Annotated in this window: 13 protein-coding genes; all 13 read left to right on the top strand. The window is 65.9% G+C overall.

The window, feature by feature from the left end; translation table 11 throughout:
* Positions 1-52: 52 nt before the first annotated feature.
* Positions 53-877 (top strand): superoxide dismutase family protein, encoded by an 825-nt coding sequence (locus LTH93_RS03705; RefSeq protein ID WP_241470110.1) that lies wholly within the window; start codon positions 53-55, stop codon positions 875-877.
* 199 nt (positions 878-1,076) lie between these two features.
* Positions 1,077-4,085: a DUF4040 family protein gene (locus tag LTH93_RS03700; RefSeq protein WP_241470109.1), complete on the top strand. Its 3,009-nt coding sequence runs from the start codon at positions 1,077-1,079 to the stop codon at positions 4,083-4,085.
* Positions 4,082-4,615, top strand: a complete 534-nt coding sequence (locus LTH93_RS03695; RefSeq protein ID WP_241470108.1) for a sodium:proton antiporter — start codon at positions 4,082-4,084, stop codon at positions 4,613-4,615. Before LTH93_RS03700 ends, LTH93_RS03695 begins: the two co-directional genes overlap by 4 nt.
* On the top strand, positions 4,612-6,216 hold the full coding sequence (locus LTH93_RS03690; protein WP_241464000.1) for a monovalent cation/H+ antiporter subunit D family protein: 1,605 nt from the start codon (positions 4,612-4,614) through the stop codon (positions 6,214-6,216). Before LTH93_RS03695 ends, LTH93_RS03690 begins: the two co-directional genes overlap by 4 nt.
* Positions 6,213-6,620: a Na+/H+ antiporter subunit E gene (locus LTH93_RS03685; RefSeq protein WP_241470107.1), complete on the top strand. Its 408-nt coding sequence runs from the start codon at positions 6,213-6,215 to the stop codon at positions 6,618-6,620. The genes LTH93_RS03690 and LTH93_RS03685 overlap by 4 nt, the downstream gene beginning before the upstream one ends.
* Entirely contained in the window at positions 6,617-6,883 is a 267-nt protein-coding gene (locus tag LTH93_RS03680) for a monovalent cation/H+ antiporter complex subunit F (protein WP_241464002.1), read from the top strand. Before LTH93_RS03685 ends, LTH93_RS03680 begins: the two co-directional genes overlap by 4 nt.
* Entirely contained in the window at positions 6,883-7,242 is a 360-nt protein-coding gene (locus LTH93_RS03675) for a cation:proton antiporter (RefSeq protein ID WP_241464003.1), read from the top strand. The genes LTH93_RS03680 and LTH93_RS03675 overlap by 1 nt, the downstream gene beginning before the upstream one ends.
* A 39-nt stretch (positions 7,243-7,281) precedes the next feature.
* Entirely contained in the window at positions 7,282-8,553 is a 1,272-nt protein-coding gene (locus tag LTH93_RS03670; protein ID WP_241464004.1) for a YihY/virulence factor BrkB family protein, read from the top strand.
* A 459-nt stretch (positions 8,554-9,012) separates the two neighbouring features.
* Entirely contained in the window at positions 9,013-10,851 is a 1,839-nt protein-coding gene (locus LTH93_RS03665; protein WP_241464005.1) for an ABC transporter substrate-binding protein, read from the top strand.
* Between the two features lie 141 nt (positions 10,852-10,992).
* Positions 10,993-12,516 (top strand): ABC transporter permease, encoded by a 1,524-nt coding sequence (locus tag LTH93_RS03660; RefSeq protein ID WP_241464006.1) that lies wholly within the window; start codon positions 10,993-10,995, stop codon positions 12,514-12,516.
* Positions 12,513-13,679, top strand: a complete 1,167-nt coding sequence (locus LTH93_RS03655; protein WP_241464007.1) for an ABC transporter permease — start codon at positions 12,513-12,515, stop codon at positions 13,677-13,679. The genes LTH93_RS03660 and LTH93_RS03655 overlap by 4 nt, the downstream gene beginning before the upstream one ends.
* A complete protein-coding gene (locus LTH93_RS03650; RefSeq protein WP_241470106.1) occupies positions 13,679-15,424 on the top strand; it encodes an ABC transporter ATP-binding protein in 1,746 nt (581 codons plus the stop codon). The genes LTH93_RS03655 and LTH93_RS03650 overlap by 1 nt, the downstream gene beginning before the upstream one ends.
* A gap of 178 nt (positions 15,425-15,602) precedes the next feature.
* Positions 15,603-17,237 carry a peptide ABC transporter substrate-binding protein gene (locus LTH93_RS03645; protein WP_241470105.1) on the top strand — a complete coding sequence of 545 codons (1,635 nt, stop codon included), beginning with the start codon at positions 15,603-15,605 and terminating at the stop codon, positions 17,235-17,237.
* The last annotated feature ends 80 nt before the right edge of the window (positions 17,238-17,317 follow it).

The raw sequence follows: 17,317 nt of genomic DNA, 5'->3' as shown, positions 1-17,317 counted from the left end.
TCGACCACCCCTGTGCACATGCCTGAGCGGGCGCCCGGTAGGCTGTGCGGTCATGAGCATTCCACCGCACAGATCCGCCTCCCCCTGGTTCCGCGGCGCTCCGCTGGCCGGGATCGCGCTGGCAGCGGCGCTGGCCCTGGCGGGCTGCGGCGATGCAGATGCTGAGCAGAGCGATCCCGCGCTCGCCGACGACGACGCGGACGCCGGGGACGCTCAGCTCGCCGAGGCCGAGGACGAGGACGAGGACGGCGAGGCGGGCGGCGCCGGTCCGGACGGCTCCGAGGAGCCATTCGCCTCCGCAGAGATCGCTGACGTGGCGGGCAACGACATCGGCACGGTGAGCTTCTCCGAGGTCGAGAACGGCGTGCTCGTCGAGGCCGAGGTCCACGACGTCGACGCAGGCTTCCGGGGCATCACCATCCACGAACGCGGCGTGTGCGAGCCGGTGTCCAGCTCGGAGGACGGCGTGTTCGGAGACTTCGAGTCCTCCGGCGGTCACCTGGTAGGGACCATGGAGGAAGACATGGGCATCGTGGAGGGCGAAGAGGCTCCGCAGGAGGAAGCTCCGGAGACCGACCTGAATGACCTCACCGAGGAGGTCCCGCCCGCAGAGCCCGAAGCAGTGACCCACCCCGGCCATGCCGGAGATCTGCCGAACCTGCTGGTGAACCAGGACCGGACCGGCTGGCTGAGCCTGGTCAGCGATCGACTCGCGCCGGAGGACCTGCTCAGCGCAGAAGGCAGCTCCGTGATCATCCACGCCCAGGCGGACAACCATGGCAACGTCCCCGAGCGCAATTTCGGCCCCGACGCCGAGACCCTGACCAGTGGAGACTCCGGGAGCCGCGTGGCCTGCGGCGTCGTCGAGGAGCAGTAGGACACACTTGCCGTAGCACGGATCACACCGGAGCATGGTCCGCACTCCATGAGCACGACTCGATTGCTGAGAGATCAGCCCCATAGATATAGTCGAACACTGGTGTGCCGGGAAGACTGGTCGGCGATGAGCTTCACCGCGCCGTTTCACCCGCACCGACTGGAGGCACCATGCACTCGCGAAGACCTTCCATGCGCTCATGCGCGCCGGCGGTGGTCCGCCGATGACGCTCATGGTGCTCCTGATGCTGACTCTGGCCCTGGTCCCGATCGCCGCCCTGGTCCACCGCGCCCTCGGTCGCGACACCGGCTTCTTCGCCGCCGTGGCGCTGACCGGCATCGGGGTGGCCACGCTGCCGTGGCTGAGCACCTTGCTGGATGGGGGAGTGATCGAGGAGCACCTTCCCTGGATCCCCACGGTCGACGTCGGCCTCAGCCTGCGCCTGGACGGGCTCGGGATGGTCTTCCTGCTGCTGATCCTCTTCATCGGCGCCCTGGTGATGGCCTATTCGGCCCGCTACTTCTCGGTCAAGAAGAAGACCTCGGACTATTACCTGTGGATGCTGATGTTCGTCTTCGCGATGAGCGGGATGGTCATCGCCGATGACCTGATCCTGCTCTTCGTGTTCTGGGAGTTCACCACGCTGTGCTCCTTCTTCCTGATCAACCGCTCCGGAGACAAGGCCCCGGCCCCGGCCCAGCGCACGCTGCTGATCACCGCCGCAGGCGGGCTGGGCCTGCTCACCGCGGTGCTGCTGATCATCGTGGAGACCGGCACCACGTCCATGTCCGAGGCGCTCACGCACAGCGCCTGGCAGGACAACACCACCTTCACCTCGGTGGTCGCGGTGCTCATCGCCTTCGCCGCCTTCACCAAGTCCGCGCAGTTCCCCTTCCACCTGTGGCTTCCCGATGCGATGGTCGCCCCCGCGCCGGTCTCGGCCTACCTCCACGCCGCGGCCATGGTCAAGGCCGGCATCTACCTGCTGCTGCGCTTCTCTCCGGTCTTCGAAGAGTCCACGCTGTGGCAGGTGCTCCTGATCAGCTGTGGTCTGACCACCGCACTGATGGGCGCCCTCTTCGCCCTGCAGCGCCACGACATCAAAGAGATCATGGCCTACTCCACGGTCTCGCAGCTGGGCTTCCTGGTCGCCGTCATCGGCATCGGCACCCCCACCGCGCTGGTGGCCGCCACGATCCACGTGGTCGCCCACGCATTGTTCAAGTCCGCGCTGTTCATGATGGTGGGCATCATCGAGCACGAGGCGCATTCGCGAGACATCCGACGGCTCAACGGACTGAGCAGGACCATGCGCATCTCGCTGGTCATCACCCTGATCTCCTCACTCTCCATGGCCGGGGTCCCGCCGCTGCTGGGCTTCGTCTCCAAGGAGCACCTGCTCGCCGGGTTCCTCTCCGCGGACATGCCCGCCGCGCTGACCTGGACGCTGACGTGCATGGCCGTTCTCGCCGCCATCGGCACCTTCGCCTACTGCGGCCGGATCGTGCTCGGCGCGTTCACCAGCTACACCGGCACCGGGTCCAAGGACGAATACCACGAGCCCATCGACCCCACCACGCCCCATGAGGCGCCCGCCAGCTTCTACCTGCCGGCGCTGCTGCCCGCCGCCGCGGGCCTGGTGCTCGGCTTCACCCCCTTCGTCTTCGACGGGCTGATCACCCGGGCCGGCGAGGATGCTCAGACCGGGACCTATACGGCGGAGTTCGCGCTCTGGCACGGCTTCAACACCGAGCTGATGCTCTCCGCGGTGATCGTCGGCGGCGGCCTGCTCGTCGTCGCGATGCGAGCCCGCCTGGACAACCTGATTCCGCGCAGGATCCTGCCGTTCACCGGCGTCGAACTGGCCGAGTCCATGCGACTGGGGGCCATCAACTTCGGCCGCCGGGTCGGAGACATCACGCGCAGCGACGTGCACGCGGTGCACCTCGCCCCTCCGGGCATCCTGCTTGCCGGCGTGTTCATCGCCGGCCTGGTCGCCGCGCCGGTGGTCGGAGAGTTCGATCCCGGCAACACCCGGATGACCGACTGGGTGCTGATCGGGCTGCTGGTCTTCTTCCTGGCCGGCACGGTCATCGCCGAGAACCGCGCCGCCGCGGTCGTCCTCGCCGGCGGCGCCGGGTTCGTGGTCGCCGCCTGGTACTTCGCGCTCGGCGCGGTGGATGTGGGCATGACCCAGCTGCTCGTGGAGATCCTCACCGTGGTGGTGCTGGTCCTGGTGCTGCGCAAGCTGCCCAAGCGCTTCCACAAGGTCACCCGCACCCGGCGCAGCGTCGCCATCGCGGTGGCCCTGTCCTTCGGCGTGATGGCCTTCGCCGCCACCTTCGCACTCACCGGCCGGCGCGGACAGTCCCCGGTCGCCGAGTGGTACCTGCTCAACACCTACGAGGAGACCGGCGCGCTCAACGCGGTGAACTCCATCCTGGTGGACTTCCGCGCGCTGGACACCTTCGGAGAGCTCACCGTGCTCGGCGTTGCAGGCTTCGCGATCCTGGCGCTGCTGAACTCCTCCTTCGCCACCTCGGACAACGAGCCGCCCGCCTCGCGGCAATGGTCCGGGACCCCGCTGGATCATGCCGGGGACAACACCACCGCCATGCGCAGCGTCTTCAACTGGATGGCGCCGTTCATCGTGCTGCTCTCGCTGATCCTGCTGCTGCGCGGCCACTACGAGTCCGGCGGCGGGTTCATCGCCGCGCTGGTCGCCGGCGGCTTCTTCGCGCTGCGCTACCTGGTCGCCCCCTCCGACACCTCGGTGAAGCTGCGCTTCGACTATGCGCTGGTCATCGTCGGCGGCATCATCACCGGCGCGGCCATCGGCTTCGCCGGCTTCCTCGAGGGCTCCTATCTGCGCCCGATCGTGATCGTGGAGGGACTCCCGATGCCGTGGGGCTCCGACGCAGGGTTCTCACTCACCACGGCGCTGATCTTCGACGTCGGCATCTATCTCGCCGTGATCGGCGCGGTGCTGGTCGCGCTGGACCGGCTCGGTCAGGCGCAGCGCTACCCTGCGGAGCTGCTCAAGGCACACCGCCGCGCGCGCGGCACCAGCGAATCGGAGCTCTCCACGCTGAAGGTCCCCGCCGGCTATCACGCCGACCCCGGCGACCTTCCGTTCGAAGTGCAGGCGGATGAGTCCTGGCCCGGGGTTCACCCGGACATCGAACCGAAAGGGGTGAACGACCGATGAGCATCGCCATCGCCGTCGGGCTGCTCACCGCCGCGGCCGTCTATCTGTTCATGCAGCGCGGAATGGTGCGGATCGTGCTGGGCTTCGTCCTGGCCAGCCACGCCGCGAACCTGATGTTCTTCGCGGCAGGCAACACCGCCTACCGCGGCGTGCCCTATATCGGCTCCGGCGAGCTCGGCGAACAGGCCGACCCGCTGCCGCAGGCCTTCGTGCTGACCGCCATCGTGATCGCATTCTCCATCACCATGTTCATGGTGACCCTGGCGATCACCACCACCACCGACGACGACACCGAGGACGTCGAGGTCTCGCCGGCCCTGCTGCTCGCCGCTGACCGCGGCGACACCAACGACGCCGGCTTCTTCGGTCTGACCACGGAGTCCGGCGACATCGTGGTGGAGCGCGGAGAGGACGAGACCGGAGACCCCTGGCCGGAGAAGACGCCGGGGACCGCCTCCTCCGCCGAGCCCGGGGCGACAGCGCCTCAGGCGACGGCGCACACCGAGACCCAGGAGGGAGACGCCCGATGACCGAGATACTTCCTCCGCTGCTTCCGCTGGCGGTCGGCATACCGCTGCTGCTCGCCGCCGTCGGCGTCATGCTGCGCAAGAAGCGTCTGGCCCGCCACATGATCAGCCTGGGCACCCTGGCCGCGCTCTTCATCTTCGCGGTGCTGCTGGTGATCGCCACCGGCGACGGGACCGTGCTGGTCCACCAGGTCGGGCTCTGGGATTACGGGGTCTCGATCCCGTTCGTGGTCGACGCGCTCTCCGCGCTGGTGCTGATGATCATGTCGGTGCTGGCCTTCGCCAGCGTGCTCTTCGCCATGGCCACCCACGAGGCCCGGGCTCGGTTCTTCCACCCCTTCGTGCTGGTGCTCATGGCCGGCGTCTCCGGGGCGCTGATGACCGGAGACATCTTCAACCTCTTCGTGTTCATCGAGGTCATGCTGCTTCCGTCCTATGGCCTGCTGGCCATGATGGGCGCCAAGCTCGGCGCCCACGGGGCGCGGATCTATGTCTCGGTGAACCTGCTGGCCTCCACGCTGCTTCTGGTGGGCATCGCCCTGGTCTACGCGACCGCGGGCACCGTGAACCTGGCGGAGCTGCATGGGGCGGGCAAGGATGACCCCGCCGTCGCCCTCGCCGGTGGCGTGGTGCTGACCGCCGTCGCGATCAAGGCTGCGGTGGTGCCGGTCCACGGCTGGCTGACCCGCACCTATGCGATGACCTCCCCGGCGGTCACCGCGCTGTTCTCCGGGATCCATACCAAGGTCGCGATCTACGTGATCTACCGGATCTACTCGCTGCTCTTCGACGGCGACGAGCGCTTCCTCTGGGTGGCTCTGGTGATCACCTCAGCCACCATGCTCATCGGCGTCCTCGGCGCGGTGGGGGAGAAGACCACCCGGTCCATCCTGGTCTTCCACATGATCAGCCAGATCGGCTACATCCTGATCGGCGTCGGACTGTTCACCCTGCTGGGGCTCACCGCCGCGATCTTCTATCTGCTCCACCACATGATCGTGAAGGCCTCGCTCTTCCTCTCCACCGGCGCGATCGAAGAGACCTATGGCACCGGAGAGATCGACAAGCTCGGCGGCATGCTCAAACGTGAGCCGCTGATCGCGGTGACCTTCATGGTGGCCGCGCTCTCGCTGGCCGGGCTGCCGCCCTTCTCCGGGTTCGTCGCGAAGTTCGCGATCATCCAGGCCACCCTGGCCGAATCCCACTACTGGGTGGCCGCCGTGGCGGTGGTGGTCTCGATCTTCACGCTGCTCTCGATGCTGAAGATCTGGACCGGCGTGTTCATGGGGTCAGAGCCCGACGACCTGCAGGAGCGCGCGCTGACCTATCAGCAGCGCATGCACGGCAAGCGCTACCTGCGGGTGCAGGCGCAGGCCGAGACCCCCACGCTGACCATCGGACCGCCGACGGCGACCACCACCGCGGTGCTCGCCGGCAAGCAGGCCGTCAAGGTCCCCTTCAAGCTGATCTTCCCGGCGATCCTGCTGGCCGCGATCACCCTGTTCTTCGGACTCGGGGCAGAGCTGCTGATGGGCTGGTCGGAGACCGCGGCAGAGAACCTGCTCAACCCATTGGACTATGTGAGGGCGGTGAGCGGCGCATGATGAGCTGGTCATTTCGGATCATCGGATTCCTCTTCTGGTACGCCAAGGAGTTCATCATCTCGAACTACACGGTGACCGCCGAGGTGCTGCGTCTGCGCGGACGTTCCAAGATGCGGCCCGCGATCCTCGCGGTGCCGGCCGCTTCGCGCAGCGACAGCGAGTGGACGATGATCTCCTCGCTGATCACGCTGACCCCGGGCACGCTGACCATCACCATCTCCAAGGAGCACGGCATCCTCTACGTGCACGGGATGTTCGTGGAGAGCCGCGAGCAGCTGGTGGCCGAGATCCAGGAGATGGAGGACCGGCTGCTGCGCGCGATGCGGCGGGTCCCCGGGGACCTGAGCCGTCCGACCCAGCTTCCGGTGGTCCGTCCGCTGGATGAGGCAGGTGAGAGCCGATGATCTCCGAATGGACTCTCGAGGTCGCGCTGATCCTGCTGGCCATCGGCATGGTCATCGCCGCCGTGCGCGGGCTGATCGGCCCACGCACCATGGACCGGGCCGTGGCCGCAGACCTGATCTTCTTCGCGACCATCGGCTTCGTCGCCCTGATCGGACTGCGCACCAATATCGAGGCGCTCTTCGACATCATCCTCATCGCCACGCTGCTGGGCTTCATGGCGGCGCTGTCGATGGCACGACTCGGATCAGGAGGTCGCCGCTGATGGAACCGGATCACATCGCCGACATCTTCGGCCTGGTGTTCATCTTCGTGGGAATCGCCACGATCGTCATCTCCGCGATCGGGCTGTTCAAGCTGCCCGATCTCTACCTGCGCGCCTCGGCGGTGGGCACCTCCGCGGGACTGGGGGTGGCGTCCATCGTCTTCGGCGCGCTGCTGATGGATTTCAGCGGACTGAACCTGGTCAAAGCGATCATCGCGATCGTCGCTCAGCTGCTCACCTCGGCAGTGGGATCCATGGCCATCGCCAGGGCTGGATACCTCAACAACGCCCTGCCCGCTCCGATCACACATATCGACGAGCTGGCTATGACCAGACGTGAGGTGTCAGGGGGTCGTTGAACAGTTGGTCCTGAGGTCACATGCCGATAGTTTGAGTCCATGAGCGCTCATTCCGACCCGCAGGGTCACCCCAAGAATTCCAACCCGGCAGGCCGCGCCGCTGGTGCCCTGAAGGCCCATCGTGCACCCCGGCACCAGATCGAGGACGGGGGCCGCTCCGGTGCCACCGTGCACCAGGGTGACCAGCTGCGCGTCGGCACCCTCTCCGCGGCGGCGGACCAGCCGTTCATGGTCAAGAACCGCCAGCGTGAGGACTTCGAGGAGTCCATCTCCGGGGACAGCGAGGACCACAAGACGTCCTCCCCGGTGAAGCTGACCGGCACCACCTGGAAGTACAGCGCCAAGCGGACCCTCACGGAGTTCGGTCGCGACAGCTGCACGGATCTTGCCGCAGGGCTGACCTACTACACGGTGCTCTCGGTCTTTCCGGCGCTGATCGCGCTGGTCTCGCTGATGTCATTCGTCGGCGAGGGCGAACGGACCCAGGAATTCCTGCTCTCCACCGCCGCGCAGATGCTCGAGTCCGACACCATGGAGCAGATCAGACCGGCCATCGAAGCCATCACGAGCGTGGAGGGTGCAGGTATCGGGCTGGCGCTCGGCCTGCTCACCGCGCTGTGGACCGCCTCGAACTACGTCAACGCCTTCTCCCGGTCGATGAACCGGGTCTACGAGGTGGAAGAGGGCCGCTCGCTGCTGAAGCTGCGTCCGATCTTCTACCTGGTCACCGCGGGGCTTCTCGTGCTGGTGGCCACCGCGGTCTTCCTGCTCCTGATCTCGGGGCCCATCGCCCGGGCGGTGGGGGACACCGTGGGGCTCGGCGAGACCGCCGTGACGATCTTCAACTGGGCCACCTATCCCGCGCTGCTGATCGTGGCTGTGATCTGCATCGCGATGCTCTATCACGTCACGCCGAATCTGCGTCAGCCCGGGGTCCGCTGGATCTCCGCCGGCGCCGTGCTGGCCATCTTGGTCATGGTGCTCGCGACTGCTGCGGTGTTCTTCTATGTGTCGAACTTCGGGAACTACGAGGCCACCTACGGCGCGCTGGCAGGCGTCATCATCTTCCTGATCTGGGTCTACATCATGAACCTGGTGCTGCTGCTGGGCGCCGAGTTCGACTCCGAACTGGAACGCGGACGCCAGCTGCAGAGCGGCATCGAGGCCGAGCGCACCATCATGCTTCCACCCCGGGACATGGGCACCGCAGAGAAGAAGTCCAAGAAGTATGAGGACCTCGTGGCGCAGGGCCAGGCGCTGCGCATGACTCAGGGTGAGACCTCCGATCCCGAGGCCTCCTGGCGGCGCTGAGCACCACACCCGGCACAGCGACGTAACACTCTGACTTATTCGCAGGTCAGCCCCCGTTACCAATGAGTAGCAGAAGTCTGATCCGAATGTTGCTTACGTGTTTCAAGCGGCAAAGTGGCGCTCCTCACACAACGTGCGGACATGTGACCGCCTGGTAACTCCCGTGCGATTCCCTGGGCGGAATCGCACGGGAGTTTCTCTTTCTCCAGGTGGCCGTTGCATGTTTCACACATGTTTTCGCGGGTTGATCGGACGCAGAATCGAGCCGTGATCTGGGTCATATCTCAGTCGGTTGAGTCGGGTAACGATTCCATCACACGAGTTGAAATGGCCAACCGGCCGGTCGTGCCGACCGTAGTCTGGTTCGCACATTGAACCGGTGTTAGATGGGTCACCTTCTCGAGGGATGAGGGGAAGAAATCGCGCCGGTCACATCGCATTGAAGGATGAGGAGCAACTGTGAAACTGAGGAAACTCTCTGCGGCGACGGCCATTCTGGCCACCGGCGCACTCGTGCTCTCCGGCTGCACCCCCGGAGGCGACAACGACGACGCCGAGGCTGAAGAAACGTCCAACGGCGAAAATGGCGGCAACACCGACGCGATCACCGCGGAGGGGCAGCAGTTCACCACCGAGCCGGAGGACACCGGCAAGGCAGACACCAGTGACCTGGAGACCATGGATGACGAGATCTCGGTCTCCATCGGTGAGACCGAGTTCATCAGCTACCAGGGGTTCACCCCGGAGACCTACAGCACGTACAACTCCGTCGTGGTCAACCGACTCTTCGACGGCTTCGGCTACTGGGGCACCGACAACGTCTGGTACCCCAATGAGGACTTCGGCTCCTACGAGGTCACCAGCGAGGATCCCTTCACCGTGGAATACACCATCGGAGAGGATGTCAGCTGGTCAGACGGCACACCGGTGACCGTCGCGGACTACGTGCTCGACTGGGCGTATCAGAACGCCGAGCTCACCAACTCCGATGATGAGCCGCTCTTCAACGGCATCTCCCAGACCTACGGCGAACGCGTGCTCGAAGGCCCCCAGGGTGACCCCGAGGGCAAGACCTTCACCATCGAGTACACCGAGCCCTTTGCCGACTGGGAGATCCTGGTGGGCTCGGCGCTGCCGGCTCATGTCGTCGCAGAGCAGAGTGACATGGAGCTCGATGAGCTGGTCACCGCGGTGCGCGAGGCTGACACCGAGGCGCTGGAACCGGCAGCTGAGTTCTGGAACGACGGCTGGTTCACCGACCCAGGTGAGTTCCCCGATGAGGAGCTCATTCCCGTGACGGGCCCCTACAAGCTGGACAACTGGCAGGCCGGGGAGTCACTGACCATCACTGCGAACGAGGAGTACTGGGGCAGCGCGCCGGGCACCGAGCGCATCGTCTACCGCTTCGTCAACGACGGCCAGCACGTCCAGGCCCTGGAGAACGGCGACCTCAACATCGCCCGTCCGCAGGCCACCGTCGACACCCGCGGCCAGCTCGAGCGTCTCGAAGATGACTTCGTGCTGCACGAGGGTGAGGCCGCCACCTGGGAGCACCTTGACTTCAACTTCAACGACGGTGCCTTCAGCGACAGCCTCGAACTGCGGGAGGCCTTCGCGATGTGCGTGCCCCGCCAGCAGATCGTCAGCAACCTGATCGAGCCGGTCAACCCCGAGGCCTCGGTGCTCAACGCCCGCGAGTCGCTGAGCTTCGAGGAGAACTACGAGGAGATCGTCTCCGAGAGCTATGAGGGCACCTACGACGAGGTCGATGTCGAAGGCGCCCGCGAGATCCTCGAGGCTGAGGACGCCGTCGGCACCGAGGTGCGCATCGGCTACGCCGGACCGAACCCGCGTCGCACGGACACCGTCGCCGAGATCCAGGCCTCCTGTGATGAAGCAGGCTTCGAGATCGTCGACGAGGGAAGCGAGGACTTCTTCGCTCCGGGCGGTGCCCTGGAGACCGGTGACTACGAGGTTGCGCTCTTCGCCTGGGCCGGTTCGGGCCAGGTCGTCTCGGGGCAGAACATCTACTCCACCGATCGCCCGCAGAACTACGGCGGCTACTCCAACGAGACCGTGGACGACCTGTTCAACCAGCTCGCGACGACTGAGGATGCCGACGAGCAGCAGGAGATCATCATCGGAATCGAGCAGGAGCTCTGGGGCGACCTGTTCGGGATCCCGCTCTACGTGCACCCGCAGCTCTCCGGCTCGGACATCACGATCAGCAACGTCCGCGACACCGCGTCGCAGGACCAGATCATGTGGAACGCCGAGCAGTGGCAGCGCGCCGAGTGATCTCAGCAGTCCGCAGGTCCCTCTCCGCTGAGCACCTCAGCTGATCAGGACCATCGACATCAGTGGGGTTCGATCCGGAAGAACTCCGGATCGAACCCCACTGATGCTTCCCCCACAGCTCGTGGAAGGTACAACCACCCCGTGTACAGCTATGTTCTGAAACGACTCCTCAGCGCCATCGCGGTGCTCTTCGGCGCCTCCCTGCTCGTCTTCGTCCTGGTGATCAACTCCGGTGATCCGCTCCTGGAGCTGCGCGAGTCCAATGCCGACAACGTCGAATTCCTGATCCAGCAGCGCATCGACTTCATGAACCTGGATCAGCCCTGGTACTCCAGGTACTGGATCTGGCTCTCCGGGATCGCCGGCTGCGCCGTCGGCGCCTGCGACTTCGGCACCAATATGAGCGGACAGGATGTCGGCGCCATGGTGGCGAACTCGGCGTCCTCCACGCTGCGCCTGGTCTTCCTGGCCACCATCCTCTCGATCATCATCGGCATCCTCACCGGCATCGTCACCGCGATCCGGCAGTACTCCTCCCTGGACTACGCGGTCTCGTTCTTCGTCTTCCTCTTCTTCTCGCTCCCGGTATTCTGGGCCGCGGTGCTGGCCAAGGACTGGATGGGCATCACCTACAACAACTGGCTGCGTGAACCGCACTTCAGCTGGACGCAGATCTTCATGGTCGCGGCGGTCGCCGCGATCCTGGTGCCGCTGATCATCGGCGGCTCCGCCCGGCGGCGGCTGCTCACCGGTGCGGTGATGTTCGGCTTCGTGATGATCGCCATGCCGCTGCTGGACTCGTTGAACTACGCCCGCGAGCCCCGGCTCGGCCCCGCGCTGATCACGCTTCTGGGCATCGGACTCGCCTTCGGTCTGACCGCCCTGCTCTCCGGACTGAGGAACCGCAGCGTGCTGTACTCGGCGCTCACCGTGGTCGGGCTCGGCCTGGTCTCCTACTACGCCACCTTCTGGCTGCTGATCGACCCTCCGGGCGGCTGGCTGAGCATCGTCGGCCTCTTCGTGGTCACCATCGCCGTCGCCGTGCTCGTGGGTCGAACCATGGGCGGCCACGCGAAGGGGCAGGCTGTGGCGGTCAGCGTGATCACCGCCTCGCTCTTCGCAGTCATGGTGCTGCTGGACCACTTCATGCGGGCCTGGCCCGAATTCCTGGGCATGAAGCCGCGTCCGATCGCCACGATCGGCTCATCCTCGCCGAACTTCAGCGGGGACTTCTGGCAGGTCTCCCTGGACCAGGGCACTCAGCTGATCCTGCCCACCACGATCCTGATGCTGGTCTCGGTGGCCACCTACACCCGGTACACCCGCAGCTCCATGCTGGAGGCCGTCAACCAGGACTACATCCGCACCGCACGCGCCAAGGGCGTCAACGAGCGCACCGTCGTCTTCAAACACGCCTTCCGCAACTCGATGATCCCGCTGACCACGATCGTGGCCTTCGACTTCGCCGGGCTGATCGGCGGCGCCGTCGTCGTCGAGCAGGTCTTCGGCTGGTCCGGCATGGGAAACATGTTCGTGACCGGCCTGAGCAACGCCGACCCCGCGCCCGTCATGGCGTTCACCCTCATCACCGGCGCCGCAGCGGTGCTGTTCAACCTGATTGCGGACCTCACGTATGCGGTCCTGGATCCGAGGATTAGAGTATGAGCTCACAGACACCCCCCATCCCGCCCGAGGACGTGCTCAGCGCCGCCGAGGCCGAAGATGCGAAACTCGCCAGCGCGCATCGCTCCTACTCACAGGGCCAGCTGGTCCGGCGGAGATTCTTCGCGCACAAGCCGGCCGTGGTCTCCATGGCCGTGCTGGTCTTCATTATCATCATCTCGGTGACCTCCATCGGTTTCTCCGGCCAGGGGACCGGCTGGTGGTCGAAGAGCTTCCTGGCCACCGGCATCACGGTCGACGGCGGCCGCCCCACCATGTTCAACGACGGCTTCCTCGGAGACCACCCCTTCGGCCAGGACAGCATCGGCCGGGACTACTTCGCCATGGTCATGCGCGGGATCCAGCAGTCGCTCGTGGTCGCGATCGGCGTGGCCTTCGCCTCCACCTTCCTCGGAGTGCTGGTCGGTGCTCTTGCCGGGTACTTCCGCGGGTGGATCGAGGCGGTGCTGATGCGCGTCACCGATGTGGTGATCGTGGTCCCGCTGCTCGCCCTCGCCGCGGTGTTCGGCGCCTATGCGCAGAACCTGCCCGGGGGGACGCTGACGCTGGCGCTGTTCATCGGACTGGCCACCTGGACCGGCACCGCCCGACTCGTCCGCGCTGAGATCCTCTCCCTGCGCGAGAAGGACTATGTCTCGGCGGCGGTCGCGATGGGCGCCCACCCGGCTCGAATCATCCTCAAGCACATGTTGCCCAACAGCATCGGGGTGATCGTGGTCAACGCGACCTTCGCCATCGCCGCGGCCATCCTGCTGGAGACCACGCTGTCCTACCTCGGATTCGGCGTGCAGCCCCCAGAGACCTCGTTGGGCTCGCTGATCCAGAACAATCAGAACGCCTTCACCACCCGACCCTGGCTCTTCTGGTTCCCCGGACTCTTCATCATCGCCATCGCGCTGAGCGTGAACTTCATCGGCGATGGACTCCGCGATGCCATCGACCCGCGGCAGAAGCGCACCGGTTCGAGCCGTCCCGGCTGGCGGACCGCCTTCGGCCTGCTGGGCCGGGCCACCGCAGAGGAGCGGGCCGGCACGCAGGTCAAGGAGCTCTCCGGAGGTCCCTCCCAGCTGCAGATGCCCGCAGGAATGAGCGATCACGGTCCAGACTTCGGCCACGATCCGACCGACGAGAAGAGGGACTCCTGATGCGCGAGCCAGTACTGAGCTACAAGGACATCCGGGTCAGCTTCGCCACCGAGTTCGGCGATGTGGATGCGGTCAAGGGCGTCTCCTTCGACGTCATGCCCGGCGAAGTCGTCGCCGTCGTCGGCGAATCAGGCTCCGGAAAGTCCGTGACCTCCTCCACGGCCATGGGGCTGCTGCCCGAGAACGCGACTGTCCACGGTGAGGTCCTGCTTGAAGGTCGCAGCGTGCTCAACATGTCCACCGCCGAGCGGCGCCGGCTGCGGGGTGCGGACATCAGCATGGTGTTCCAGGAGCCGATGACGGCGCTGAACCCGGTGCTGCGCGTCTCCGATCAGCTGATCGAGGCCCTGCAGGTCCACGACGTCGCCTTCGGCGCAGAGGCGCTGGAGAGGTCCATCGAGCTGCTCGAGCGAGTGGGCATCCCCGACGCGCGGACCCGGATCCGGCAGTATCCACATCAGTTCTCCGGTGGGCAGCGGCAGCGCATCGTGATCGCCATGGCCATCGCCTGCGGGCCCAAGGTCATCATCGCCGATGAGCCGACCACCGCACTGGACGTCACGGTCCAGGCCGAGATCCTGGACCTGCTGCGCGAACTCAAGGAGGAGCTCAACACCGGCATCCTGCTGATCACCCACAACATGGGTGTGGTCGCAGATATGGCGGACCGCGTGGTGGTCATGCTCAACGGGGAGGTGGTGGAGACCGGCCCGGTCACCAAGATCCTCAGCCACCCCGAGCACCCTTACACCAGGCGTCTGCTCGCGGCGATGCCGCTGCTGCGCGCGGCGGGAGACCCATCCTTGGAGCCGGAGCGCGTGAGCGTCACCGAGCGTGCCGATGCCTCAGCTGACGGCCTCGCGCCCAACGGCACGACCAACGGCTTCTCCGGCGACGGAGACGACGGCGCCGCCAGCGTCGCGCCGCCGGCGCTTCAGGCCAAGGACGTCGCGCTGGAGTACAAGTTCCGCCGCAGGGCGACCCGGGTGGTGCATGACCTCAACTTCACCGTCCAGCCCGGGGAGATCATGGGTCTGGTGGGGGAGTCCGGTTCCGGCAAGTCCACCGTTGCCAAGGCGGTGCTGGGTCTGCTCGACGTCGCCGAAGGTGAGCTGCGCGTGCGCGGAATGAACATGCCGGCGCTGCCGTCGAAGGAGAGGAAGACGCTCAAGCGAGAGATCGGCGTGGTCTTCCAGGACCCGGCCGCGTCGCTTGATCCCCGATTCCCGATCGGCGACATCATCACCGAGCCCATGGTCGTGCACAAGGAGGGAGACAAGAACTCACGGATGGCGCGGGCCAGGGAGCTGCTCGACGCCGTCAGGCTCCCCTCCAGCGTGCTCAACCGGTACCCGCACGAGCTCTCCGGAGGCCAGCGGCAGCGCATCAGCATCGCCCGCGCACTCACCCTGAACCCGACGCTGCTGATCGCCGATGAACCCACCTCCGCGCTGGACGTCTCCGTGCAGGCGGCGGTGCTGGACCTGTTCTCCGAGCTGCAGCAGCACTACGGCTTCGCCTGCCTCTTCGTCAGCCACGACCTCGCCGTGGTCGATGCTCTGGCACACAAGGTGATGGTCATGCAGAACGGGCGCACCGTGGAACAGGGGACCACCGACCAGGTGCTGCGCCACGCGAAGGAGTCCTACACCCAGCAGCTGCTGGCAGCCGCCCCGGTTCCCGACCCTGAGATCCAAGCTCGACGACGCACCGAACGGCAGCGTCTGCTCGCCGCGCTCGCCTGAGGAGATCCTGCAGGACGCTCTGCGCGCCTGCGCGTGAAACACGGTCACATGTACGGAACCTGTAACGCAGCTGAAAAACTGCCCTGCTAAACTCGCTCCCACAGGTGACCCACGCAACACTCGCGCGTAGATCACCGTATGCCCATAAAGCTCGCATCTTCTCGAGGAGTAATCGAATATGCACGTCAACAAGACATCCCGTCGCCATGGCGCGACGGGTGCCGTCGCGGTGACCGCAGCCGCAGCCCTGGTGCTGTCGGCCTGCGGCGGCGGTGGCGACAACGGCGGAGACAACGGCGAAACCGCCGAAGGCGTCGACGGCGGCGGCACCGTCTCGGCCTACAACTGCGAACCGCAGTTCCTGGTCCCCGCGAACTCCACCGAGGTCTGCGGCTCGTGGGTCCTCGGCTCCCTGTTCACCGGCCTGACCCAGACCGACTTCGACACCTACGAGCCCACCGCGGGCGTGGCCGAGTCCTGGGACACCGAGGACAACGTCACCTGGACCTTCACCCTGGGTGAGGACTGGACCTTCCACGACGGCGAAGAGATCACCGCACAGACCTTCGTGGAGACCTATAACTGGGCCGTCGACCCTGACAACGCCCAGCAGAGCGCCAACTTCTTCGACAACTTCCTGGGCTACCAGGAGGTCGTCGACGGTGTCGCCGAGGAGCTGGAAGGCGTCCGCGCAGTCGATGAGTACACCCTCGAGATCGAGCTCACCGAGCCCTTCTCCCCGCTGCCCGACATGCTGACCTACACGGCGTTCTACCCGATGCCCTCGGTCGCCTTCGACGACATCGACGCCTTCGAGGAGGCGCCGGTCGGCAACGGTCGCTACCAGATGGACGGCGAGTGGCAGCACGACGAGCAGATCGCCGTGAACCGCTACGAGGACTGGGCCGGCGAGAACCCCGGCCTTCCCGAGCGGATCGAATGGCGCATCTACTCCGAGGTCGACACCGCCTACCTGGACGTCCAGGCCGGCAACCTCGACATCCTCGATGCCGCCCCGCCGAACCGCCGCACCACGGTGGAGGCCGACTTCGGCGAGAACTACCAGGACTTCGACACCTCTGCCTTCACCTACCTGGGCTTCCCGCTGTACCAGGAGGAATTCCAGGACGTCGATGTGCGCCACGCGCTCTCCATGGCGATCGATCGTGAACTGATCATCGACAACATCTACGACGGCGCGCAGACCCCGGCCGAGAACATCATCCCGCCGGACCTGATCGAGTCCAACGAGAACACCTGTGAGTTCTGCCAGTTCGATCCCGAGGCTGCCGCAGACCTCTACGAAGAGGCCGGCGGACCTGAAGAGCTGACCGTCTACTTCAACTCCGGTGCAGGTCACGAAGACTGGGTCGAGGCCGTCTCCAACCAGTGGCGCGAGCACCTGGGCATCGAAGACATCACCTTCGAGTCCCTCGAGTTCGCCCAGTACCTCGGTCTCCACGACGAGCAGGCGATCAGCGGGCCGTACCGTCTGGGCTGGACCCTGTCCTACCCCAGCGCGCAGTACGCGATGGAGCCCATCTACTCCACCGGCGCCTCCTCGAACTACGCCGACTACTCTTCCGACGAGTTCGACCAGCTGATCGGCGAAGCCAATGCCGAGACCGATCCCGACGCGGCGGCCGAGCTCTACACCGACGCCGAGGCCGTCCTCCTCGAGGACATGCCGGTGATCCCGATGTGGTTCACCAACTACCTCACGGTGCACAGCGACCGGATCGATGGAGAGTCCCTCTTCATGGATCAGGCCACCTTCACCCGCCTCGAGCAGGTCGTGGTGACCGAGGAGTAATCCTCAACCCTTCAGAGGCGCGGGCGGCGCCGGGAAGCCCCCGCCCCCCCCCCCGCAAGTGGGACCCCCCCGAGTAAGGG

The organism is Nesterenkonia sp. DZ6 (assembly GCF_022565835.1).
GTDB lineage: Bacteria > Actinomycetota > Actinomycetes > Actinomycetales > Micrococcaceae > Nesterenkonia.
Note: the sequence above shows the minus strand (reverse complement) of the source record. Positions and strands in the feature narration are given on the sequence as shown.

Bases quoted from the DNA above. Each gene is read 5' to 3' on its own strand.
- LTH93_RS03670 (WP_241464004.1), top strand. From the start codon at position 7,282: ATGAGCGCTCATTCCGACCCGCAGGGTCACCCCAAGAATTCCAACCCG.
- LTH93_RS03700 (WP_241470109.1), top strand. From the start codon at position 1,077: ATGCGCGCCGGCGGTGGTCCGCCGATGACGCTCATGGTGCTCCTGATG.
- LTH93_RS03675 (WP_241464003.1), top strand. From the start codon at position 6,883: ATGGAACCGGATCACATCGCCGACATCTTCGGCCTGGTGTTCATCTTC.
- LTH93_RS03690 (WP_241464000.1), top strand. From the start codon at position 4,612: ATGACCGAGATACTTCCTCCGCTGCTTCCGCTGGCGGTCGGCATACCG.
- LTH93_RS03645 (WP_241470105.1), top strand. From the start codon at position 15,603: ATGCACGTCAACAAGACATCCCGTCGCCATGGCGCGACGGGTGCCGTC.
- LTH93_RS03695 (WP_241470108.1), top strand. From the start codon at position 4,082: ATGAGCATCGCCATCGCCGTCGGGCTGCTCACCGCCGCGGCCGTCTAT.
- LTH93_RS03680 (WP_241464002.1), top strand. From the start codon at position 6,617: ATGATCTCCGAATGGACTCTCGAGGTCGCGCTGATCCTGCTGGCCATC.
- LTH93_RS03685 (WP_241470107.1), top strand. From the start codon at position 6,213: ATGATGAGCTGGTCATTTCGGATCATCGGATTCCTCTTCTGGTACGCC.
- LTH93_RS03655 (WP_241464007.1), top strand. From the start codon at position 12,513: ATGAGCTCACAGACACCCCCCATCCCGCCCGAGGACGTGCTCAGCGCC.
- LTH93_RS03650 (WP_241470106.1), top strand. From the start codon at position 13,679: ATGCGCGAGCCAGTACTGAGCTACAAGGACATCCGGGTCAGCTTCGCC.
- LTH93_RS03705 (WP_241470110.1), top strand. From the start codon at position 53: ATGAGCATTCCACCGCACAGATCCGCCTCCCCCTGGTTCCGCGGCGCT.